Below are 21,027 nucleotides of genomic sequence, written 5' to 3'. Positions count from 1 at the left end.
CACGGAAGGCGGATTGCGCTTCTCGCACGCATTAGGCAGCATGCTGTTGAGAGCGGCTGGCAATCCGCTGTTTCCCCAAATGGATCCTGAGGGCCGCACATGCGTATCATCAAGGCAACCCTGGAACACCTCGACCTGCTGACCCCCCTGTTCGTCAAATACCGCGAGTTCTATGGGCAATTGCCCTACCCGGACAGCTCACGCAGCTTTCTGGAAAAGCGCCTGAAGCGGGACGAGTCGGTGATTTACCTGGCACTGGCGGATGACGATGCCAACAAATTGCTCGGTTTCTGCCAGCTGTATCCAAGCTTTTCGTCGCTGTCGCTCAAACGCGTGTGGATTCTCAACGACATCTATGTGGCCGAAGACTCGCGACGCATGCTGGTGGCCGACCACCTGATGCGCGAGGCCAAGAAGATGGCGAAAGAGACCAATGCCGTGCGGATGCGGGTGTCGACCAGCGCCAACAATGAGGCAGCGCAAAAGACCTACGAGTCCATCGGCTTTCGCAAGGACACCGAGTTCGAGAGCTACATCCTGCCGATCCATCAGGATTGACCTGCGCAGGCCTTATCGCCTGTACCTGTAGGAGCAGCCTTGTGCTGCGAAGAGGCCGGCGCCAGCAGTGGAGATTAACAGTGCTGGCGCCGGCCTCTTCGCAGCACAAGGCTGCTCCTACAAGGATTGCGCATGGCCAGAGGTATGGGTGGGCCTGCCGGCAGCGAGGCCGGTACAGGCAGTATGAATCTTCCCCTTCCGTAACCCGCCGCTACAAACTCCACGGGCATGATCCTCACTTCGCCGTATAATGCCCCACTTGTCATGTGTGAAAATTTACCCATCCCCTGGTAACCGAGCCTACGCCCCAGAACACAGGTGCTGTACATGGATTTCAACCCGCTGGACCTTATCCTGCATCTCGATGCCTACCTCGATCTGCTGGTCACCAATTACGGTCCCTGGATCTACGCCATCCTGTTCACCGTGATCTTCTGCGAAACCGGCCTGGTGGTGATGCCGTTCCTGCCAGGTGATTCGCTGCTGTTCATCGCTGGCGCCGTGGCGGCCGGTGGCGGCATGGACCCAGTCCTGCTGGCGGGCCTGCTGATGGCGGCGGCGATCCTGGGCGACAGTACCAACTACGTGATTGGCCGAACGGCCGGCGAGCGGTTGTTCAACAACCCCAATTCGAAGATCTTCCGCCGCGACTACTTGCAGCGCACGCACGAATTCTATGAACGCCATGGCGGCAAGACCGTGACCCTGGCGCGCTTCCTGCCGATTCTGCGTACCTTCGCGCCGTTCGTCGCCGGTATTGCCCACATGCACTACCCGCGCTTCCTGGGCTTCAGCGTCGCCGGCTCGTTGCTGTGGGTTGGTGGCCTGGTGACGCTGGGCTACTTCTTTGGCAATGTACCGTTCATCAAGCAGCACCTGTCGCTGATGGTGGTGGGTATCATCTTCCTGTCGCTGGTGCCGATGGTGCTCGGCCTGCTGCGCGGTCGCCTGGGCCGTGCCGCCAAGGCTCACTGACCCCAGCCATGTGGTCTTTCAGCGCCTGGCGGCGTCGGCGCACCCTGAAGCGCTACCCGATCACAGCCGAGCAATGGCAGGCAGTTCGCCAACACCTGCCGTTGCTCGACGGTATCAGCGATGAAGAAGATCGCTGGCTGCGCGAAGCCTGCATCCTGTTTCTGCTTGAAAAGCACCTGACCACCCTGCCCGGTGTCGAGTTGAACGATGAGCAGCGCCTGTTCCTCGCTGCCCAGGCGCAGCTGCCACTGCTGCACCTGGGTGACCTGAACTGGTACCAGGGTTTCCACGAAATCATCCTCTACCCCGACGACTTCAAAAGCCCTCAGCGCCACCGCGATGCCAGTGGTGTGGAGCATGTGTGGGACGGCGAACACAGCGGTGAAGCCTGGCAACAGGGGCCGGTGATCCTGGCCTGGAACGGGGTGCTGGCCAGTGGTGGTTGGGAGGCCTACAACCTGGTCATCCATGAGTTGGCACACAAGCTCGACATGCTCAATGGCGACGCCAACGGCCTGCCGCCGCTGCACAGTGGCATGCCCGTGGATGAGTGGGCGACGGCCATGCAACAGGCCTATGACGACCTCAACCGCCAGCTGGACCTGAACCCCGACGCCGAAACGCCCATCGACCCATACGCGGCAGAAAACCCTGCAGAATTCTTCGCCGTCACCAGCGAATACTTCTTCAGCGCCCCCGACCTGTTGCAGCAGGCGTATCCGCAGGTTTACCAGCAACTGTCGCTGTTCTACCGCCAAGACCCACTGGCGCGCCTGAGCCAGTTGCAGGCCGAACACCCCGATTACCGCGAAGGCCACGCCTGACGCGGCCGCACATCAGGCCAGGCGTGGCATGCCCATGCGGAATGTGCCTATAATCGCCGCCACTTTTTGGTCAACTACGGGGGCACTGCCCAATGAGCTACAGCAAGATTCCGGCGGGCAAAGACCTGCCGAACGACATCTACGTCGCCATCGAGATCCCGGCCAACCACGCGCCGATCAAATACGAGATCGACAAGGACAGCGACACCCTGTTCGTCGACCGTTTCATGGCTACCCCGATGTTCTACCCAGCCAACTATGGCTTCATCCCGAACACCCTGGCCGACGACGGTGATCCGCTCGACGTGCTGGTCGTGACCCCATACCCAGTTGCCCCAGGCTCGGTCATCCGTGCCCGCCCGGTTGGCATCCTGAACATGACCGACGACGGCGGCGGCGACGCCAAAGTCATCGCTGTGCCGCACGACAAGCTGTCGCAGCTGTATGTCGACGTCAAGGAATACACCGACCTGCCAGCCCTGCTGATCCAGCAGATCGAGCACTTCTTCGCGAACTACAAAGATCTCGAGAAGGGCAAGTGGGTCAAGATCGAAGGCTGGGACGGCGCCGATGCCGCCCGTGCTGCGATCACCAAATCGGTCGCTGCCTACAAAGGCTGATACCGATTGCTGAAAAACCCCGCCTCGGCGGGGTTTTTTATGCGCGAGGGAACACCCTTCCAGTAAAAATTCCTACATCGCCCTACTCCAGCGCCCTACAACCAAGCACATTTCGCACAAGCCGCATCAACATCCGGTTCATATGCCAGCTGGCACCCGGCCGCTACACTCGCGGCCATGAACACATCCGGTGACCGCCTCAAAGCCCTGCTGCACGAATGTGGCTTGACCCCTTCCGATTTCGCTGCCCAACGCAGCGTCACACCCCAGCACGTCAACAACTGGTTCAGACGGGGTGTTCCGTTGGCTCGCCTCGATGAAATGGCCGACTTGTTCTGCGTGCATCGCCGTTGGCTGCGCAGCGGCGAAGGCCCCAAGCACCCCAACCCGATCTTGCGCAGCGGCCCGCCACGGCCACCGCACACCAACCCGCCCACCCCGCTGTCGGCACACGGCGGCCGGCTGCTGCAGGTGCCGTTTTACGCACTGCAGCACGGCCTGCTTGCCCCTGTGGCCAACCATCACCTGCGCCTGCCTACCACGGCGTTAAAGGCGCTGGGCGTTGCTGCGCAAAATGCCATCTGCCTGGCCATGCCTGCCGCCAACATGGCCCCGCTGATCCCGCTGGAGGCCACCTTGGCGGTAGACCTAGGCATGACCGAAGTGATCGAGGGCGAGACCTATGCCTTGCTGCACAACGGCACCCTGAAGGTGAACAACCTCAGCCTCGGCCAGCACGGCACCCTGTACCTGCACAGCCATGACCGGCGCAACTACGCCGTCGAGCGCTACACCCGCGCCCAGCGCCAGGCCCAGGGCCTGGAGATTCTCGGGTGGGTCTTCCACTGGTCGCATTTCCGCCTCCATCGCCCCAGCTGAAACACGCTGTGCCATTTTTTGCTGGGCATACTGCGCAAGCCCTTGTATGCTACGCGGCACATTTAGCCCCGACCGGCGCAAGCCGCGGTCCAGAGGGCTCGGCGACATCCCACACGGGTGTTGACCATCTCTATCAGGTCCTTGTGACCACACAGTTAAGGCGGTTGCGGCTTACCATAAATTAGTCGGAAGCGTCCCCGAGAAGCCGGCCACAAGCCGGCTTTTTATTTGTCCGAAGAAATCCCCACCAGTCCAAATCACTTTGTCAGACCCTAGGATCTACGGGCCTCTCAGCCTATCATGCGTCTTATGGGGTCCAACTCTGTTTTGCGCCATCCGACGTAAATGTGGGGGGACGACTGGGGGGACAGATATGCATCCCTCGGAGGACAGAATGGGAAAGCTAAATCCGAAGCAGGTCGAGAATCTGGTAGAGCCCGGTACGTATGAGGACGGCGAAGGTCTGCGACTCGTCGTGAAAAGCACTGGGCGGAAATCTTGGGTTCTCAGATTCCAGCTTGCTGGCCGACGTAGAGAAATGGGGTTAGGGGCTTACCCCACGGTCAGCCTGAAAGAAGCGCGCTTGGACGCCGCTGCCAAACGACGCCAACTGGTAGACGGCATCGATCCCCTTCATGCCCGTGATGTGGAGCGGGCTGCTTTACTCGAACATCAGAAGGCCAGCGAAGCGAAGAGGGTCAAGTTCGAAACGCTTGCCAAGAGCTACTGTGAAGCACATGGGAGTAGCTGGTCCGACAAGTGGCGAAAGGGCTGGCTCAGAAAGCTAGAACTCTATGCATTCGAGCACATAGGCTCCCTTTCAGCTGATCAAGTCGGAACTGAGGAAGTTTTGGCCATCCTGAAACCGATCTGGTCAGTTAAGCCCCGGACAGCGGACGAGGTACGGGGCCAAATAGAGCAGGTATTGGATGCTGCAAAGGCCCGTGGGCTTCGCCAGGGTGAAAACCCGGCACGCTGGCGCGGTCACCTAGACAGCTTGCTGAGCCGAATCGAGAAAAGAAAAGCACGGAAACGAGAGCACTTCACGGCAATGCGCTGGCAAGACATACCCCCATTGATGTCAACGCTTCAGGGCATTGAAACGTCAACTTCAATCGCAGCACAGCTCCTCATCCTTACCGGCGCCCGATCGCACATGGTGCGATTCGCAAGCTGGGATGAGTTTGACCTACAGGCTGGGCTCTGGTCACTACCGGGCGAACGGATGAAGATGCGCAAGCCTTTCGTGATTCCAATACCCGAACAAGTGATAACGCTTGTCAAAGCAGTGCCTAAAATTGAAAGCAGTCGCTTCCTTTTTCCTGGCCATGGAAAATCTGGAGTGATGCATGCTAATGCTATTCGAAATCTGCTGCATGGCATCGGAGAAAAAGAAATAACGCGCCATGGTTTCCGATCAACATTTCGAGATTGGGCAAATGAATGCACGAATCATCCTAGAGAAGTATGCGAAACAGCATTAGCTCACGACGAGCGAGACCAAACCGAAGGTGCATATTCTCGATCAGACTTCCTTGACAAACGCAGAGCTTTGATGAGTGAGTGGGCTACATTTTCTCTGAGCAGTATCACGAAGTAATCTGCGCCTACAACTCGGACAAACAGATAAAAATTTGCCAGGGAAGGCAAATAGTCCCGCAGCAGAAAACAAACCATGAAAGAAAATAAAAAACTCCCCAACGACATAATGTCATTGATGTCAAATCCACCTCAAAGCTTAGATGATGTCTTCAACGACTTCGATGGGCTGGCCGAGGAACGCTTTATGGAGATCTATTCATTACGCCCATACGCAGAATTACTAGAAAATCACTCTAAAAAAATCCTTGACAAGAAACATACGACAAAAACCATTGACAAGGCATTTGGAAAACTACAAGAAGATATACTCAACCATAACAGCAACCTAGACTACTACGGAAAAATGTGTCTAACTTTCCGAACCATGGCTGATCAGCTAGACAGGGATAGCAACCAGCCTGCGGCTATCTGGGGACTTATAATGTCTGCCTACTTCCTAGGTGCGACCAGCACAGCATCCGACATAATTACAAACAAACATATAGATACATTAGAGAAAAACGAAGCAGCAGCGAAGGCAAAAAATTCAGTCTATGCAGAATCGCGAAGCCACTTCATCAAGTGCATAAATGAAAAAAGCCCAGAAAATGGCTGGAAGACAACAAGTCATCTTGCCTCAGAGCTATCCGACCATATCGTAAACTACGAAAGGACTACCCTTAAACTTAAAACCCCGGAAGATATCACTACTAGACTCATGCGGTGGGCACGCGAATATCCAGACGTAGCGCTTGCTGTCTCGCAGCATGTACAAAGAAAAAGAAAGGGTACGCCTAAAAACTAAACTGCTTAGCTGTGAGCTTCACTGCCTAGGCCGACCTTTCCCAGAATGCCCTTTAGGCATACGGCCCTTTCCTAACGCCCTTTCGCCGCCAGCCAGATTCGGGCGTATCAGCATGTCTGCCTTTGCAAGATAACCTGCCGCTATTTTGAGATTATTTACTTTCTCGAAGTCACGCCAGCTAACCACTCCTAGAGCAGGCCTCTTATATTTTTCTTTCCTTGCATTACAATTAAAATAACATCCTTTCTGCCGAGTGATATCCATCCATTTGTCTCCAAGCTCCTTTCCGATGGAAATATCCTCTCTATGCTTCGCACCATTCAAAAACAACAGAACGTGGTAATGCCAGCCCTGGACTGCTCCATACTCCAACTTCCACACGTAGCCGCAAACATCCTTACCAAATCGCTTCCCTTTTACGAAGCTCAAGAAATAATTAAAATCACTTTTCACAATAGCAATCGAATCTGCATTAGCATCAACCGCTCCGATTGCATATCTTAAATCGACTCTTACGACCACCAACCTCGAATACCGTTCCAGCAAAGCGTCTACGTAAGCATTAAGACCAGTCAAATTCTTTCTCGCATTACGCGCAGCATTTCTCAAAGTAGTTTTCAGTGCACCCCCAGCATCAACCCCCAAAACCTCCTCAGCTAATATCCTGAAAGCCTTAACTACGTCGCCCATTACCAAACGATCGGGATAGGCAGACACACCCCAAAACGCCTCATCACTCATCAGCCTACCGGTGGCCTCTACGAATGCGTATACATAGGGATTGAAAGCGCCTCCCGGGAATGCTGCCACAAGACGATTAAAGTCAATACGAAGACATTCCAGAGTCTTCCGCCCAAGCGGAGTCAAGCTGCGCTTTCCGCTTCTACCTACTTTAAGCATCTCTGCTTTGGATAACAGCCCCATAACTACCTGCGTCACGGTGCACACATCATAAATCAAACTCGACTCATCGGACTTGATTAGCAGGTCACTCCCCTCCTCAGTGGTCATCAAGGCCCATTGACCTTCAACCATCTCCCCTATTAAATCTTCATCATTTAATATCTCAACAAGCACAGCGCCCTCCCGTTACCTTTTGGGATGAAAGATAAATACTTATAAAAACCAAAAGCACTCTCCAGCAAAATCTTCGCCAGCGCCGGAGCACCAATATGCTTTTCTCCGGCGCCTTAGAGAAAATAACTAGATCAGAGCTAAGAGAATTAGTACCAAACTCAATAAACGATCAAATTGGACGCTCGCTTAGATATCCATTCATCTATGCCGCTTTCGAGCCAACCTACTGCTGATAAACCGATCTTGAAAGGCTTAGGAAACGAATTATCGAACCTAGCCGAACGTGGATTCAGGCGATCATAGATCGTAGACCGGGCAAGACCTGTCTTTTCTTGAACCTGTTTCAGACGCAACACGCGATCTGAGCTGTTAACTGGAACCATGGCTTCCTCCGCCTTCACAGAACGAGAGCAAGCCTAGCTACCTGGCAGTGCTAACAAAACCACAGTGCCGTGGCACCTGTAGATTTTAGTTCCACTCTCCACTGAAAAATTGGTTCCCAAGCTGTAGGAATTGGTTCCCATCGCCGGTTTCATTAGGCAAAACGACAGCGGCACCGAACGAGAGCTGACGGGACTGAGCGCGTCCAGCCTCCAGGCCGATCCGAGCATTCCCATTGCAGCGACAGGAATGACTGCTGTTGTCCTGGCAGGCTGCTAGCTTCAACCGCCTGCCCTCAGATGACGGAGTGGCGCAAGGCCCAGGGCAGAAGGGTCTGACCACACTTGACGATCAGCGACCTCGATCTTTTGATTGCATCAATGTAGAATACCCCCTCCTTGGGGGCATTTTTTGATGGCAATGATTGACACTGTTGACCTTTTCTGTGGCGCTGGCGGCTTGACTGCTGGTTTGCGTCGTGTGGGCGTAGGCGTTCGCGCAGGCTACGACATCGACTCTAACTGCAAATTCGCCTACGAAGAGAACAATGGAGCGACCTTCGTCACGAAAAGCGTAGAGGACGTTTCAGGAAACGAGATTTCTGGCTGGTATCGTCCAGGCGCAATCAAGCTGCTAGCGGGCTGTGCTCCTTGCCAACCGTTCTCCAGCTACAATCAGGGTCGCGATACCAAGTCGGATCGAAAGTGGCCATTGCTATACGCTTTCAAACGGCTGATCGAAGAGGTACGGCCTGAGCTTGTCACCATGGAGAACGTGCCGGACGTCACCAAGCATGAGGTCTATCATGACTTCGTCAAGGCTTTGGAGAAGATGGAGTACTTCGTATGGGCGGAGCGTGTCTCTTGCACGGAATATGGTCTTCCGCAGCAGCGTCGTCGCCACGTACTGCTTGCGTCGAAACTAGGCCCTATTTCCTTGATCGGCCCGACTCACAACGATCACCCAATGACGGTTGCAGAAACTATCGCACACCTTCCGCCTATCGCCTCAGGCGAGTGCGATCCAAATGATCCCTTGCATCGTGCCTCTCGTCTGACGCCTCTGAATCTCAAAAGGATCATCCATTCTCGTCCAGGGGGCAGCTGGAAAGATTGGCCGGTCAAACTCCGAGCAGAGTGCCATCAGAGAGCAAGTGGAAAGAGCTATCCGAGCGTTTATGGCCGGATGCGCTGGGACCAACCGAGTCCAACTATGACAACGCTTTGCTATGGTTTTGGAAATGGTCGGTTCGGACATCCCGAACAAAATCGAGGCATCTCACTTCGTGAGGCGGCGTTGCTACAATCTTTCCCCCTTGATTATCAGTTCATGCCGGCGAACAACATCACGTTCAAAGCTGTAGGTAGAATGATAGGTAATGCGGTCCCTGTGCGGCTGGGAGAAGTTATCGGCTTGAGCCTCAAAGCACATGTAGAAAAATTCAAGGAAGCCTAAAATCCTGTCTCAGGCGGGCCATCAATGATATTTCGTCGCGAGTTTCACACTCCCAGACTATCATAACCCGCCACCCCAACTCTCTAAGCTCTCTTTCCTTCCTGGCGTCCCGCTCCACATTCGAAGCAAACTTAGGAAGCCAATATTCAACTCTCGTTTTAGGCGTAGTTGAAAAACGACACCCATCGTGTCTATGCCAGAAACAACCATGCACGAATATAACTGTTCTGTATTTAGGCAGAACGATATCAGGGCTTCCCGGCAGATCACGACGATTTAAACGAAAGCGAAGCCCTAAAGAATGTATCAGCTTTCGCACAAAAACTTCCGGCTTGGTATGCGCTCTTTTCACAGAGCGCATGATACGACTTCTTACCTCGCTCTTAAGCTCAGTCACCACACCTCCTGAAAAATCAATATCACGCTGCACCGGGAGGCGTAGCTAGATAGCCTTTTTTTGAGAGATAAACTTCAATATTATCGAGGAGCACACCAAGGTAATCGACTACGGATACCTTTATCGCCATTATCTGATCGATCGTGACATTAGAACCACACGCCAAAAAAGCTAAGCTGCCATGCGCTAAATCATTACGCCGATTCTTGACCTCCAACAGAGGCGCCAGATTGTACTCCTTCAAATAAGGATCTTTCCCTGGATTGAAGCCGAATTTTTTTGCCAGTTTTTCGAGCTCCCCGTAGTGAACATTTCCACCTATTTTGTTAGCTTCAAAGCCTGCATTGATGATCGCCACGGCTAGCGGAGGACGCCCGTCCATTCGCTGCTTCTTTATACGCCCACGAATGTCGTCATCTTTCATTAGAGTAGCGAAATGATGTTGCAAGTCATCATGTAAGTCGTCGAAATGATGACCATATTTTTGCATGTCATTTCTGATCGCTTGCAAAACCTGTCTCACCGAGGCCTCTACGATATTGTAAAGCAATAAAAAACCATTGGCCTTGAGAGTATCGATGAGACTTGATTTTATATGCACCAGCTCACGCTCACCAGGAGCACCTTCACCGAACGGTAGCGCCAGCGACAATTGCGCATTTCTATCTACAACTTTGAAGAGGAAATCGAAATATATATCGATTTCTTCGACACGGGTTTCATAGACTTCCCTGGCCTTTAGCATACTCAGAAAAGCTCCAAGTTTTTCCAATCATCATCAACCGGCCTTTTCCGCATGGTTTCAGGCTCCCGCCCAAGCAACATGTCGCGAACATAATAGAGCCGATCGAGGAGCTTTGGCCTTGAGTTCGTGGCATCCGATCTGGTATGTAACTTGAACTCGTTACTTTCCAGCCATTTGGCGACGTCAGAAGATGGTGCAAGCTCCGGCTCTTCACGGATAGCTCTAGCAACGCCGACAGCGATAGCCTCAAAGCGGACCCGTGGGACAGTTTTATGATTAGGTTCTTTACGGAAACCATAAGGGAAGTTTTTTTCGACGAATGCAATCATTCGATTGAACTCATCCCTGTAACCGTCGATGAGGCCTTCTTCCTCTTCCGCTCTCTTGTTCATTTCCGTCAAATAGTCAGTGAGGAACGGCGTAACCTCATGCACAAAACCTTCGGCATTGTCGAGATAAGCGAAGAACCGCAGAAGCATTTCTTCATATTCCCTAAGTTTCGCCCTTTTTTCCGAAAGTGGGCAAATACTTCTGAACACCGGATCTTTCGCCAACTCCTCAATCAAAGTGAGGAATGGACCATCGCTATGCCCACGCCGCTGCTCCATTGGCTGAAGTTTAGTGCCGCCAGAGTTAAGTCTATCGAACATCTCGCGACGCGACCCTTCATCCAGCCGCACTGTAAGCACAGCTATCCGGACAACCTTACCTTTAATTCGACGCTGCCACTTGACGGGGAGCTGGCTATATCTGAATCCATTTAACGACTTGATTTTTTTCAAATCACAAAGGACCAACCGATCTGTCATGAAGTAGTAAAGCGTTCTCAAACGCTGACTACCATCAATAACCTCCCATGCACCGGGGTGCATTTCGTCCTCTGTCTCGCCCATATACAGAGGAGTTACAGGTAGGTTCATGAATAACGATTCGATAAATCTGCTTTGCTGCTTTGGAAGCCAAATGAATTCACGCTGATAGTCCGGTATGAATATTTCAGCACTATCCGTATCCAAACCATCCGAATATTTCTGAACCAAGACCTCGACCGGATATTCCCGTAACTGTAGATCATGATGCTCTGCAGTTTCAGAAATCTCCCGATCAAGCCGAGCCATATCCTCTTCGGTTTTTTCGACCTTGCCAGCCCCAAGCATGTCTATCTGACCACCGTCGCTCATCCCTTACCCCTTCGCTCCCAAATTAGTCCGCAAAGCAGACGGATGCAGAGAATATAGCGCATCGACATCACCGTCCGCGACGTCACTTTCAGTCAGAAGGCGTACGAAATGCCACTTTCGCCAGATAAGCACCTTTCCCGGGGAAGCCGGGCCGCTTGCTCGGTCAGCTTCTTGATTGATTAAAGCGCCCCCTTACCAGCGAGCTACCCGTGGCCAGTGTTGCAGCGGAGGCGGCGAGACGCAGGAGCACGGCATGGCTTATCGAGACTTACCAGATGTGCAAAGCCACCCTGCAGGTACTTAATCGACCCAGACAACATTCTGAGCCCGACTCTGGCCTGACGTTCGAGGATTTCGGAGTATCGGAAGAAATACAGATAGCATGACTGAGAAGGTAAGCATAGAGAGAATAGTGACACTTAGGCTCAACGCATTCAGGCCTGTAAGAGTTTCAGGCTCGGCAGACTGCCAGGTGACCACGAATCCCAACGCTGCCCCAAGTGCCAGCTGAATGGCGCTTGCCATGGTGCCTGCGGAATCGCTCAAAATTCGAAAAAACCACCTAGAAGCTTGGAGGGTACGACCTCTACGCATATTAAAAAACTTTGCAAGAATGGCTCCGACACAAAGAGGAATCATCAAGCACGCGTACCACTTCATTAGTGGTACAGGGGCAAGGCTGGCGTTGACCAGCTCTTTCAACACTTTGCTAGTTGGCGCGAAAATTAATAATGGGACACCCCCCACAATAAAAGAAACGACTACCTCTCTAGCCGCCTGCTCAAGCACTTCCATAATTTCCGCTTTAGTGGGAATCAAATTCATTTTTTACCTTTGTTGAAAATGACAACGACAGGCAATAGCTCAGCACAGCACAGCACTAAACTCGAACCATATTTGCGACCAACCATTAGCAACCTAGCAATCCTGATTAAGTGAACCTATTTCAAACCAAGTAGAACTAATAGCGCAAAATAATTCAGCACACTTGGACATGACCGTCGCTGGAAGCCACTATAGGTGAGCATGAGAACATCTTGCTCTCTCTCAACGCCCCTATGACGTGCATTTGAGAGAGAGCATATGCTTAATTAAATATTCTCAATTATTTCCCTTATGCGACCGACCTTCTTTGAAGCCTGTAAATAATCCTCATAAGCAGAGTTGGCCTGTACAACCAAGTCCTTATAAGTGGTAATGCGACCATTTATATTTCGCAAACGTCCTTGGTGAATCTCGTGGAGCTTTGGACACTTATCCACAATAAAGACTACATCAATCGACGGCGCCTGCCCCGCAATTGGTGATGAGCCCGGATTTTTATCAAAGTACTCACTGAGGGCCATAACGTACTTTTCACCTTGATCCAGCAATGCACTAGCAGTTACAGGAAGCCCCGGCTTTTTGAGCTCAATCACTATGTACCGGCCTGCAGTTGTCCTATAGCCGATATCAAGACGAGCTCCTTCAGTTGTATCAGGGCAAGCAGTTTTTAGATGTGCGGTTAAGCGCAGCTCCCAATCTGTAGGATTTTCTTTATACTCCCACTTTGAGTCAACAAGCCAAAGGTGATTGTATATATGCTCTTGAACAACCACCTCCTTAACTCTATTCTGCTGATCCTCATCAAGCTTTTTAATTACCGCCAGTCGTTGAGAAATTATATCTCGGTGCAAAGATGCCTCAAGATCTTCAACGGTTATCATTATCTCGCGAAATTCGGCGACATTCTTTTCCACATCGATATTGGCTATCGCATCCAAGTTATCTTGAAGCCGAAGCTTTTCGAACGCCAGAACTTGAGCTTTGACCACCTCCCTTCGTTGGACTCGCTGATACTCTTCTGTCCCGCTAAACCGAATGGTATTGATCTTATTTATGAGCTGTTGCGCTTTAGGCCTATGGCGCGGCGGCAAAGACTCTATCCAATCTTTAAGCTTAGGAAATTCGGTGACCATTTGAGCTCCACCGACCTCTCTACGCCAGGCATCCCAGAAATTGGCGATTTCACCGAGACGAGACTTGATGTATGCAAGAAAATCCTGATAGCGCGGATCGTCCTCTTGGACACCCTGCCTACTGCTGACGGCAATATCAGGACGATCATTCAAATCCAATCCATTGACCTCTAGCTCGCCCACTAGATAACTATTGAAAACCTTTGAGTCATCAATTCGCTTTTGAAGATCCTCTTCAAACAATCGACCGTTAGCTAATAGGGTGATGGTATTGTTATTATCGCCTTCTTTTCTTAACTGCTCAGGTTTTACAACACTACCAATAAAACCGTCGACAGTCATTCCATCAGATGTCACACCATCAAAGTGATGGTGATACTTTGGCGTTACATTTCTACAGGCCGCAAGGGTTGAGGCCGCCTTTTGACGGTCTCCGAATGTCCATAAAAATTGAACATCTTGATAGAAGGCCCTATCACTCAGCCCAATACCTTGGCCATTAACATAAACTTGAAAATCATTGGCAGCACCGATCACACTGAAACGACGAGCAATCCTCTTTCGAAGAAACGACTCCGTTTTATTAACCCGCTGCTGCAACTCGATTAGCTTTATTACCGTTCCTGTTTCAGGTAACGAATATGGAGAAAAGTCGTCTATGCGCCGAGGAATATAATCTTTCTTATTTTTTATTTTTTCTTTCAAATCTTCTACCGAGAAGATTAAACCGTAGGGGCCGCCATCCGCCTTTCGAGTGATAACCACAATGCTTTTCGCCAAAGAAAACATCGCAAGTTTGCCAATACCCTTACGCCCCATGCACTGGCGACCACTTGGAGTAGAAATCTCTCCATTATCTCTACGCGGATAGCCTACCGTTAAGAACTTCCCCCTTAAATCCGAATAATTCATACCGATACCATTATCGGTGATAGTAATGGTCGAACTGTTTATTTCAATATCAACTCGTGAAGCGTCAGCATCCCATGCATTAGCAACAATCTCGGTAAGCACCGCCGGGGTGTTGCTATACAGATTGATACCCAAGTGATTTAAAACATTCAAATCAAGCTCAAGCTTGAGTGGCTCAGTTGGGTTAGCCACGCCACAGCGCGGGCAAATTTCCGCCGAGGCCTCAATTGGTTCTCCACAAGAGTTACAGGTAACGATCGACATTTTTCCCCCTTGTTCATCCATTGAAGCTCCTGCCCTAATTCCGGCGATCGCGACAGTAGGAGTTCCCCAGCTCGCTAAAAGTTATTTCGCATCTACAACTGTCATCGTACGAAACCCTCACCTCTCTTGACGCCTTATAAGCGGTCTAGAGAAAAGCTCTCCCCAGCGGTACCCCGAGGAGCCGCGCCTTATGTATTGGGACTATGCCGAATTACCCGCCTAACAGCAAGCACGCGAATTTTTTGTAATCTAGCTAAAAAGCTAGGTTACAGAGGAGCGCTAGGAGGATCGACTGAAACGCGCTCACTGATCAGCTTGAATGCAGTCATTGACGCTCAGTCGAAAAAAACTCAGCCCTACATAACAGCATAGACATTACCACTCAGGAGCTTAGCTTAATGTCTATTAATTGCCCCCGCTGTAACTCCCCCAAAATAGCCTGTTCCCATCAGGCCATGAAAGCTGGAGCGGCTATTGGCGCCCTCGGCGGTACCGCACAAGGTGTCAGCGCAGCCCAAAAGGGATGGCAGGCAGGTTCAATTCTCGGCGCAATCGGAGGGCCGATAGGGGTAACCCTAGGCTCTTTAGCAGGCGCAATACTTGGAGGCCTGATCGGAGGTGTCGGTGGCTGCGCATTTGGTGCCAAACTGGGCGAGTCGCTTGATCGCCATGTCTTGGCACACAACGTTTGCTTGCTTTGCAACCATCGCTTCAATCTTCCGCGCTGATGTCATCCCCGGAGCTAAAAGCTCTGAATCGGACCTGGGTTCGTAGACACTTCCACCTCTTGAAGGATCGGATCAAAGGGAAGCATCTCTCAGAAGGTCGGACGGCTTGCACTGCACCGCTGTGGCAATCCGCAAAATATTGAGAAACGTCACGTTTCTCTCTCCCCTCTCAATTTTTCCCATGTGAGAACGATCCACCCCTGCGGCATCAGCTAGCGCTTCTTGGGATAGGTCGAGCGCCAACCGGCGAGCTCGTATTGCCGAGCCTAGCTTTTTGAGACTGCCGTCATTGTCGAAGGTTGCGGAGATTCTTGCCATGAGCAAAATCGTCCCGCTATGATGCCTATAAGGCCACGGTATTTACGACCCATTTGCAAAGAAGATTTGGCCTATGCGCCGGGCAGCGTCTACTAACCCCGAAGTCAAGATAGCGATGAAGACTCCATTACTAATAAGTAAATCCTAGGAATTAGCCTTAACACAAGGAATAGATGCAATGAAAAAACAAATAGCCACCAGCATGCTCACCCTAATATCGGCTGCTACTTTCGCCAATGACACCTATAATACTAATGGTGCTATTTTCCCGGACGAAAAATCACGACAAGGATTGCCCTACGCTATCCCATGTAAAAACAACGACTTTGGCGAATATAAATCTATAAGCTGTACTTGGCTTGAGTTCCCTAGGAGCATCGTTGAGTATGACAAAAGCCAAGGCCGGAACATAAGTTACAGCAACCAATACTCAGGACGCTGCATCAATGATCGCTGCATGCTGAGCGATGGCAGCGCTCAGGTGGGGAATTGGAAAAACAATACTGAATTCAAGATTTCAATTTGGTATTACATCGCTGAAAGTACTGATGGGAAGCCCGTAGCGTATAGAAATGACGGCGGCCCGTACGTAAAGAACGGCAAGCCTGTTAGCTACGCCGAAGCAGGCGAAATGCTTTGGAAATTCTATAAAAATTCAGGGATTAACGATAAGCTCTTTGCAAACACGTTCAATCGACGTTACGACGGTGGGGTCAAGCAATTCGAGCTAGATAAATCTGGCAAGTCTCAGCCCCAGCACCAAAGCAAAAAGATCAAAGTTACTGAGGCCTGGTGCAACCCCCAAGCTGACGACGATTGCTATATCAACAAGAACAAAGTGTCCAAGAAAAAGCTAGGTGACTACCTGCCCCAGGTAACTCCAGATCAGGTCAGCGCTGCCGGGGGCTATTGTGAGTACCCTATTTGCTACGACGAAAACGATACTCCAATCGGCATGAGGTAAGCACACAAGGACAGGGGCAAGCGAGCTTGCCCCTTTTATGCAGCCAGGAACCACCGACTCCGACGAGAGCTGATGGCACACCCGTAGCCCAGCTTAGTCGATCATCTGTGTCAACTTTTCCTTCCTTGAATCCCCCACGCCTAGCTCATCTGGGGGAACAAATGGGGGTACAGCCGCACAGAAACCATTGAAACCCTTTAAATAGAGCACATTAGGTGAATAAAAAACCGGCCACAAGCCGGCTTTTTAATGCCCCACTGAAATCTATCCCATCTTCAGAACCGCGCTCGGTGACCGGGCCCTTGCATCAGTATTGGTAGCGTAACGTGACCGCAAAATTGCGTGGATCACCGTAGTACAGGCCGCCGAAGTTGTTTGAAGTTGGCAAGGACTGGTAATAGACCTTGTCCAGCACGTTGTTGAGGTTGTACTGCACGCTGAACTGTTGGTTGATTTGATAATGGGCATGCAGGTTAAGCAAGGCGTAGCCACCTTGTTCGATAGCGTATCCAGTCACATCGGCGGCGGTGCGGCTCTGGGCATACACATCGCCGCCTACACGCCATTGATCGAGGACACCGGGCAAGCGGTAGTCCGTCGACACCTTGAGCAGGCGGCGCGGGATCTTTCGGTAGTAGTCCGAGCCCTTGCTACTGCCGGCGACATACTCGGGATCACTGTAGGTGTAGCCAGCGCTGACGTTCCAATTCTCCAAAAGCTCGCCGGAAATCTCCAGTTCGAAGCCGCGGTTACGCACTTTCGCGCCAGTCTCATAGCACTTGCTCGTACCGGTTACACCACAGGTGGGCGACACCGACAGAGCCTCGGGCATGTTCTCCAAGTTGGTCTGGAAAATGGCCAGCGACGTGTTCAGGCGGCCATCGAAGTATTCACCCTTGATACCGGTTTCGTAATTCTCGCCTTCGATCGGGTCAAGCAAGGTATTGCCGACACCGTAGTAACTCTGCGTCTTGTAGATCTCGGTATAGCTGGCATACCAGGTGTGGTGCTTGTCCAGGTCCAATACCAGCCCGGCGTAGGGCACCAACCGGCCGTTCTCCCGGTATTGATCATTGGTGTAGGGGCTGGCTACCTTGTAGTCCGACCAACTCACCCGCGTACCGAGGATCAAGCTCAGGTCATCCGTCAGGCTAAAGCGCGAGGCCCCATACAGACCACGCTCCTTGCGCGTGTAGTTATAGTCCGAGCCAATAGCATTGAGGATCGGGCTGGGCAACGCACTGTAGTCGAAGTCGGTGATGTTGATCGTCGGGTTATTGGTGGCGCTCTTGATCACCGCGTCGAACTCGTCCTTGCGGCTATTGGCCCCGAGCATCAACTGATGCTTACGCCCGAACAGTTCGAAGGGACCGGTTGCATAGAGGTCCAACGCGAACTGGGTATCTTCGTAGTCGGCCTGGGAGACGGTCATGCGATAGTGGTCAGCCGATACCCGGCTTGGGTACGCGGAGAGGAAGTCGGCGTTCGACCAGATCGCGTTCATGGCCAGGGTCAACTTCCACTCGTTGTCGAAGTTGTGCGTGACATCGCTGAACAACGTGTAGTTGTTGCGATCCAAGTGGGCCCACTTGCCGTTGAGGTTGGTGGAACGCGAAAGTGGATAGAACGAGCCATCACTGCGGGTATTCAAGCCGCCCCAGTCATAGCCGTTCTGGTTGTCCTTCTGTAGCGTGGCGCCGACCGTCAGCACGGTGGAGTCATTGAGGTCTGCCTCCCCGACCAGGTACAGCAACTGGTTGTCCCGCTCAGCCCCATCCCTGTAGCTGTTGGCGTTGTTGTAATAGGCCACTGCGCGGCCGCGAACATTGCCGGTGGCGGTCAATGGTCCAGAAACATCCACCTGGCTACGATAGTTGTCCCAGGAGCCTGCACCCAGTTCCGCCCCCAGGCGAAAGTCCTGGGTAGGTCGTTTGCGCACCAGGTTGATCGCCGCCGACGGATTGCCGGTACCCTGCATGAGGCCGTTGGCCCCACGCACGACTTCGACGCGGTCATAAATGGCCATATTCGACGTGGACATAACGTCCATGGAGTAGTTTTCCGATATGTTGGTCGGAATCCCGTCATATTGCAGATCGCTGATCTCGAAGCCGCGTGAGTAATAGGTCGAACGGTCAGTGCCGATCTTGGTGAGCGTGATACCGGTCGCCGTGCGCGCGATATCGTCCAGGTTCTGGATATTCTGGTCATCCATCTTCTGGCGGGTGATCACCGTCACAGACTGAGGTGTTTCCCGCAGGCTCAGGGCGAGCTTGGTCGCGGTATTGGTCGAACCCGTGGTGTAGGAACCGGTGCCCTCGGTCGTAGCGCCTAGGGATTGCCCGTCGACATTGGTGGCGCCGAGTACAATCAGGTCTGAGGAGCCGCCCTGGACAAGCAGATAACCGCCGTTGGCCTGGCGCTGAGCCTGCAAGCCACTGTTGGACAGCAGTAGCGCGAGCCCTTCATCAACCCCGTAGGCGCCGTCAAGGCCTTGAGTCGTCAGCGAGTGTATCTGCCGTGGATCGAAGGAGATAGTCACACCTGCCTGCACGCCGAACTGGGTCAGCGCGCTGCCCAGCGGGCCTCCGGCAATGTGATAGGCGATGCGGCTCTGGGCCTGAGCCATTGCTGGTATCAACACCACCCCCGACACACTCGCCATAGTCAGGCTGAACATCGCCAGGCGTATTGCGCGGGGCAATGAAATCGAGGGAGAGGGGCAAAGCTGGCGCATGGGGTGATCCTTCCGTTGTCATGGCAGAAATCCGCTGTCATCGCGGCTCTTGTCATTGACGGATGAGAATCGGAATCAGCAAGGCACCCCGATCACTTTCTGCCGTTGGCGGTTCAGACGGCCTCGATACTGACCCAGTAACGGGTCAGGTAGCGCACCTTCACCGGCAACGTCCTGGCCAAGTTATCCAGGACCGCATCGGTATCATCGATACGAAATGCTCCGGAAATACTCAGGTCCCGGACCGCCTCCGCGCAGCGCAGCACGCCCGGGCGATAGCGTCCGAGCTCTTCGACGAAGTCGCCAAGGTGCCATTCGTTGACACTCAGCATGCCTTGGACCCAGGCGGTAGAATCCGCAGGCAAGGCGTGCGCAGGATCGGTGCGATCATGATCGAAGGCCGCCTGCTGACCAGCATCCAGACGCACCACCTGGCCCGGATGGCGACGAGGGCGGATCTCGACGGCCGATTGCAGTACGCCGACTCGAGTCAGGTCTGCCATCTGGCGCACGCTGAAGCGCGTCCCGAGCGCGTGAATGCGCCCGTTCATGGTCTCGACGACAAAGGGCCGCTGGCCAGGATCTCTTGCCGTTTGCACGAGGATTTCCCCGCGATATAAACGGACAAGCCGGAGTTGCCCGTCGAAGCTCACATCCAGCGCCGTATTGGCGTTGAGTTCCACCTGCGATCCATCTTCCAGCCGCAGCGAACGACGCTCCCGCGTCCCCGTGCTCTGCTGAGCGAGCAGGCCGTAGTTCGACAGCGGTGTGCCGACCATCCAGGTACCGCCCCCGACTGCCAGTAACACACTGAGGATTTTTAATACCTCGCGGCGCTGCGTCTGCGCCGCGTCCAGGCTCGACCGAGCGGCATGCACGGGCACTGTTGTCCACTGCCGCTGAAACGCCTCGACCCGCGCCCACGCCTCGGCGTGCAAAGGATCCGCCCCCAGCCATTGCTGCCAGGCTTGGGTACAGGCCTCGTCCACCACACCATCATTGAGCTGTACATACCAGGTCGCAGCAGCCTCAAGCGTCTGCCGATCCAGCACCGTACTCATCAACTGTCCGCCAGCAGCAGGCACTCGGTCATAGCCCGCACCAGATGGTTCTTCACCGTCGTGACCGAGACCCCGAGACGTTCGGCCACTGCCACATAAGTCTCCCCGTCCAGCTGCACCGACAGAAAGATCTCCCGCGTGCGCTTGCCCAACTCGTCCAGCAGGCTGTCAACCGACACCAACATCTCAAGAATGGACAATCGCACCTCAGGTGACACTTCAACCGGTTCAGGCTTCTGCGCCAAGGCGAACAGATACGCCTGTTCAATCGCCCGTCGCCGCGACTTGTCGATCAACAGCGAGCGTGCAATTGCACTCAAGTAACCGCGAGGCTCTCGGATCGGCGCAGCATTACGCGCCGTCATGACCCGCACAAACGTGTCCTGAGCCAAATCCGCCGCATCGGCCGAATTGCCCAAGCGACTACGCAACCACCCATTCAGCCAACCGTTATGTTCGGAGTAAAGCTGGTGGAGTGCCATAGGCTCGAGTGTGGACATAGGGGGGGGCCATTAAATATGCAAATGGTAATTGATCGCATTATTTAGGGCGCAGGCAGTTCGTGCAAGGGGCAATCCACGAACAAGCCTGGCCTGGGAGCTGCTCG

The 21,027-nt window shown here is 53.0% G+C and carries 21 protein-coding genes; 10 read left to right on the top strand and 11 right to left on the bottom strand.

All coding sequences use genetic code 11. The features are described from left to right. Positions 1-99: 99 nt before the first annotated feature. The 7 genes from LOY53_RS02905 to LOY53_RS02875 all read left to right on the top strand — a co-directional run bounded on the left by LOY53_RS02905 (position 100) and on the right by LOY53_RS02875 (position 6,242). Positions 100-558 carry a GNAT family N-acetyltransferase gene (locus LOY53_RS02905; protein ID WP_027594931.1) on the top strand — a complete coding sequence of 153 codons (459 nt, stop codon included), beginning with the start codon at positions 100-102 and terminating at the stop codon, positions 556-558. A gap of 327 nt (positions 559-885) precedes the next feature. Beyond that, a complete protein-coding gene (locus tag LOY53_RS02900; RefSeq protein ID WP_027594930.1) occupies positions 886-1,533 on the top strand; it encodes a DedA family protein in 648 nt (215 codons plus the stop codon). Between the two features lie 8 nt (positions 1,534-1,541). Next, a complete protein-coding gene (locus LOY53_RS02895; protein ID WP_252826580.1) occupies positions 1,542-2,357 on the top strand; it encodes a zinc-dependent peptidase in 816 nt (271 codons plus the stop codon). 92 nt (positions 2,358-2,449) lie between these two features. Beyond that, on the top strand, positions 2,450-2,977 hold the full coding sequence (ppa, locus tag LOY53_RS02890; RefSeq protein WP_016497835.1) for an inorganic diphosphatase: 528 nt from the start codon (positions 2,450-2,452) through the stop codon (positions 2,975-2,977). A 177-nt stretch (positions 2,978-3,154) separates the two neighbouring features. Continuing rightward, the gene (locus tag LOY53_RS02885; protein WP_258703571.1) at positions 3,155-3,856 is read left to right on the top strand and encodes a helix-turn-helix transcriptional regulator; all 702 of its coding nucleotides are present in this window, start codon (positions 3,155-3,157) and stop codon (positions 3,854-3,856) included. A gap of 394 nt (positions 3,857-4,250) precedes the next feature. Beyond that, a complete protein-coding gene (locus LOY53_RS02880) occupies positions 4,251-5,456 on the top strand; it encodes a phage integrase central domain-containing protein (RefSeq protein WP_252826577.1) in 1,206 nt (401 codons plus the stop codon). A 75-nt stretch (positions 5,457-5,531) separates the two neighbouring features. Next, a complete protein-coding gene (locus LOY53_RS02875; RefSeq protein WP_252826576.1) occupies positions 5,532-6,242 on the top strand; it encodes a hypothetical protein in 711 nt (236 codons plus the stop codon). A gap of 18 nt (positions 6,243-6,260) precedes the next feature. Here the strand turns inward: LOY53_RS02875 and LOY53_RS02870 are convergent, their stop codons facing one another. Beyond that, positions 6,261-7,319 carry an inovirus-type Gp2 protein gene (locus LOY53_RS02870; protein WP_252826575.1) on the bottom strand — a complete coding sequence of 353 codons (1,059 nt, stop codon included), beginning with the start codon at positions 7,317-7,319 and terminating at the stop codon, positions 6,261-6,263. A gap of 158 nt (positions 7,320-7,477) precedes the next feature. Then, positions 7,478-7,702 carry an AlpA family transcriptional regulator gene (locus tag LOY53_RS02865; RefSeq protein WP_079380831.1) on the bottom strand — a complete coding sequence of 75 codons (225 nt, stop codon included), beginning with the start codon at positions 7,700-7,702 and terminating at the stop codon, positions 7,478-7,480. A 412-nt stretch (positions 7,703-8,114) separates the two neighbouring features. On the opposite strand from LOY53_RS02865, the gene LOY53_RS02860 reads away from it, so the two are divergent. Next, positions 8,115-9,155, top strand: a complete 1,041-nt coding sequence (locus LOY53_RS02860) for a DNA cytosine methyltransferase (protein WP_236185173.1) — start codon at positions 8,115-8,117, stop codon at positions 9,153-9,155. Here the strand turns inward: LOY53_RS02860 and LOY53_RS02855 are convergent. From LOY53_RS02855 to LOY53_RS02835, 5 genes are all read right to left on the bottom strand, one after another. Beyond that, positions 9,142-9,552 carry a very short patch repair endonuclease gene (locus LOY53_RS02855; protein ID WP_258703570.1) on the bottom strand — a complete coding sequence of 137 codons (411 nt, stop codon included), beginning with the start codon at positions 9,550-9,552 and terminating at the stop codon, positions 9,142-9,144. The two genes, LOY53_RS02860 and LOY53_RS02855, sit on opposite strands and share 14 nt — an antisense overlap. A 22-nt stretch (positions 9,553-9,574) precedes the next feature. Further along, positions 9,575-10,324 (bottom strand): MAE_28990/MAE_18760 family HEPN-like nuclease, encoded by a 750-nt coding sequence (locus tag LOY53_RS02850; protein WP_143484550.1) that lies wholly within the window; start codon positions 10,322-10,324, stop codon positions 9,575-9,577. After that, a complete protein-coding gene (locus tag LOY53_RS02845) occupies positions 10,300-11,478 on the bottom strand; it encodes a DUF262 domain-containing protein (protein WP_236185171.1) in 1,179 nt (392 codons plus the stop codon). Before LOY53_RS02845 ends, LOY53_RS02850 begins: the two co-directional genes overlap by 25 nt. A 300-nt stretch (positions 11,479-11,778) precedes the next feature. Beyond that, positions 11,779-12,303: a hypothetical protein gene (locus LOY53_RS02840; protein ID WP_258703569.1), complete on the bottom strand. Its 525-nt coding sequence runs from the start codon at positions 12,301-12,303 to the stop codon at positions 11,779-11,781. A gap of 266 nt (positions 12,304-12,569) precedes the next feature. After that, a complete protein-coding gene (locus LOY53_RS02835; protein WP_252826573.1) occupies positions 12,570-14,633 on the bottom strand; it encodes an ATP-binding protein in 2,064 nt (687 codons plus the stop codon). A gap of 377 nt (positions 14,634-15,010) precedes the next feature. Here LOY53_RS02835 and LOY53_RS02830 point away from each other — a divergent pair, with 377 nt between their 5' ends. Next, positions 15,011-15,340 (top strand): hypothetical protein, encoded by a 330-nt coding sequence (locus LOY53_RS02830; protein WP_252826572.1) that lies wholly within the window; start codon positions 15,011-15,013, stop codon positions 15,338-15,340. Positions 15,341-15,412: 72 nt separating this feature from the next. Here LOY53_RS02830 and LOY53_RS02825 read toward each other — a convergent pair whose 3' ends face one another. After that, positions 15,413-15,658, bottom strand: a complete 246-nt coding sequence (locus LOY53_RS02825) for a helix-turn-helix domain-containing protein (protein WP_236185163.1) — start codon at positions 15,656-15,658, stop codon at positions 15,413-15,415. Between the two features lie 178 nt (positions 15,659-15,836). Between LOY53_RS02825 and LOY53_RS02820 the strand changes: the two genes are divergently transcribed. Further along, positions 15,837-16,622 carry a hypothetical protein gene (locus LOY53_RS02820; RefSeq protein ID WP_252826571.1) on the top strand — a complete coding sequence of 262 codons (786 nt, stop codon included), beginning with the start codon at positions 15,837-15,839 and terminating at the stop codon, positions 16,620-16,622. 307 nt (positions 16,623-16,929) lie between these two features. Here LOY53_RS02820 and LOY53_RS02815 read toward each other — a convergent pair whose 3' ends face one another. The 3 genes from LOY53_RS02815 to LOY53_RS02805 form a co-directional block, all read right to left on the bottom strand. Beyond that, complete coding sequence (locus LOY53_RS02815; RefSeq protein WP_408981318.1) at positions 16,930-19,359, bottom strand: TonB-dependent siderophore receptor; 2,430 nt, start codon at positions 19,357-19,359, stop codon at positions 16,930-16,932. Between the two features lie 113 nt (positions 19,360-19,472). Further along, positions 19,473-20,408, bottom strand: a complete 936-nt coding sequence (locus LOY53_RS02810) for a FecR domain-containing protein (RefSeq protein WP_252827374.1) — start codon at positions 20,406-20,408, stop codon at positions 19,473-19,475. A gap of 11 nt (positions 20,409-20,419) precedes the next feature. Further along, complete coding sequence (locus LOY53_RS02805; protein WP_252826569.1) at positions 20,420-20,920, bottom strand: sigma-70 family RNA polymerase sigma factor; 501 nt, start codon at positions 20,918-20,920, stop codon at positions 20,420-20,422. Positions 20,921-21,027 lie beyond the last annotated feature (107 nt).

Source organism: Pseudomonas sp. B21-031 (assembly GCF_024748985.1).
Lineage (GTDB): Bacteria > Pseudomonadota > Gammaproteobacteria > Pseudomonadales > Pseudomonadaceae > Aquipseudomonas > Aquipseudomonas kermanshahensis.
This window is presented reverse-complemented; position numbering and strand designations above follow the sequence as displayed.

What these genes read in the sequence shown, in the direction of transcription:
- LOY53_RS02900 (WP_027594930.1), top strand. Translation starts at nt 886, where the DNA reads ATGGATTTCAACCCGCTGGACCTTATCCTGCATCTCGATGCCTACCTC.
- LOY53_RS02835 (WP_252826573.1), bottom strand. Translation starts at nt 14,633, where the DNA reads ATGGATGAACAAGGGGGAAAAATGTCGATCGTTACCTGTAACTCTTGT.
- LOY53_RS02845 (WP_236185171.1), bottom strand. Translation starts at nt 11,478, where the DNA reads ATGAGCGACGGTGGTCAGATAGACATGCTTGGGGCTGGCAAGGTCGAA.
- LOY53_RS02865 (WP_079380831.1), bottom strand. Translation starts at nt 7,702, where the DNA reads ATGGTTCCAGTTAACAGCTCAGATCGCGTGTTGCGTCTGAAACAGGTT.
- LOY53_RS02825 (WP_236185163.1), bottom strand. Translation starts at nt 15,658, where the DNA reads ATGGCAAGAATCTCCGCAACCTTCGACAATGACGGCAGTCTCAAAAAG.
- ppa (WP_016497835.1), top strand. Translation starts at nt 2,450, where the DNA reads ATGAGCTACAGCAAGATTCCGGCGGGCAAAGACCTGCCGAACGACATC.
- LOY53_RS02875 (WP_252826576.1), top strand. Translation starts at nt 5,532, where the DNA reads ATGAAAGAAAATAAAAAACTCCCCAACGACATAATGTCATTGATGTCA.
- LOY53_RS02880 (WP_252826577.1), top strand. Translation starts at nt 4,251, where the DNA reads ATGGGAAAGCTAAATCCGAAGCAGGTCGAGAATCTGGTAGAGCCCGGT.
- LOY53_RS02905 (WP_027594931.1), top strand. Translation starts at nt 100, where the DNA reads ATGCGTATCATCAAGGCAACCCTGGAACACCTCGACCTGCTGACCCCC.
- LOY53_RS02885 (WP_258703571.1), top strand. Translation starts at nt 3,155, where the DNA reads ATGAACACATCCGGTGACCGCCTCAAAGCCCTGCTGCACGAATGTGGC.
- LOY53_RS02895 (WP_252826580.1), top strand. Translation starts at nt 1,542, where the DNA reads ATGTGGTCTTTCAGCGCCTGGCGGCGTCGGCGCACCCTGAAGCGCTAC.
- LOY53_RS02815 (WP_408981318.1), bottom strand. Translation starts at nt 19,359, where the DNA reads ATGCGCCAGCTTTGCCCCTCTCCCTCGATTTCATTGCCCCGCGCAATA.
- LOY53_RS02840 (WP_258703569.1), bottom strand. Translation starts at nt 12,303, where the DNA reads ATGAATTTGATTCCCACTAAAGCGGAAATTATGGAAGTGCTTGAGCAG.
- LOY53_RS02830 (WP_252826572.1), top strand. Translation starts at nt 15,011, where the DNA reads ATGTCTATTAATTGCCCCCGCTGTAACTCCCCCAAAATAGCCTGTTCC.
- LOY53_RS02860 (WP_236185173.1), top strand. Translation starts at nt 8,115, where the DNA reads ATGGCAATGATTGACACTGTTGACCTTTTCTGTGGCGCTGGCGGCTTG.
- LOY53_RS02805 (WP_252826569.1), bottom strand. Translation starts at nt 20,920, where the DNA reads ATGTCCACACTCGAGCCTATGGCACTCCACCAGCTTTACTCCGAACAT.
- LOY53_RS02820 (WP_252826571.1), top strand. Translation starts at nt 15,837, where the DNA reads ATGAAAAAACAAATAGCCACCAGCATGCTCACCCTAATATCGGCTGCT.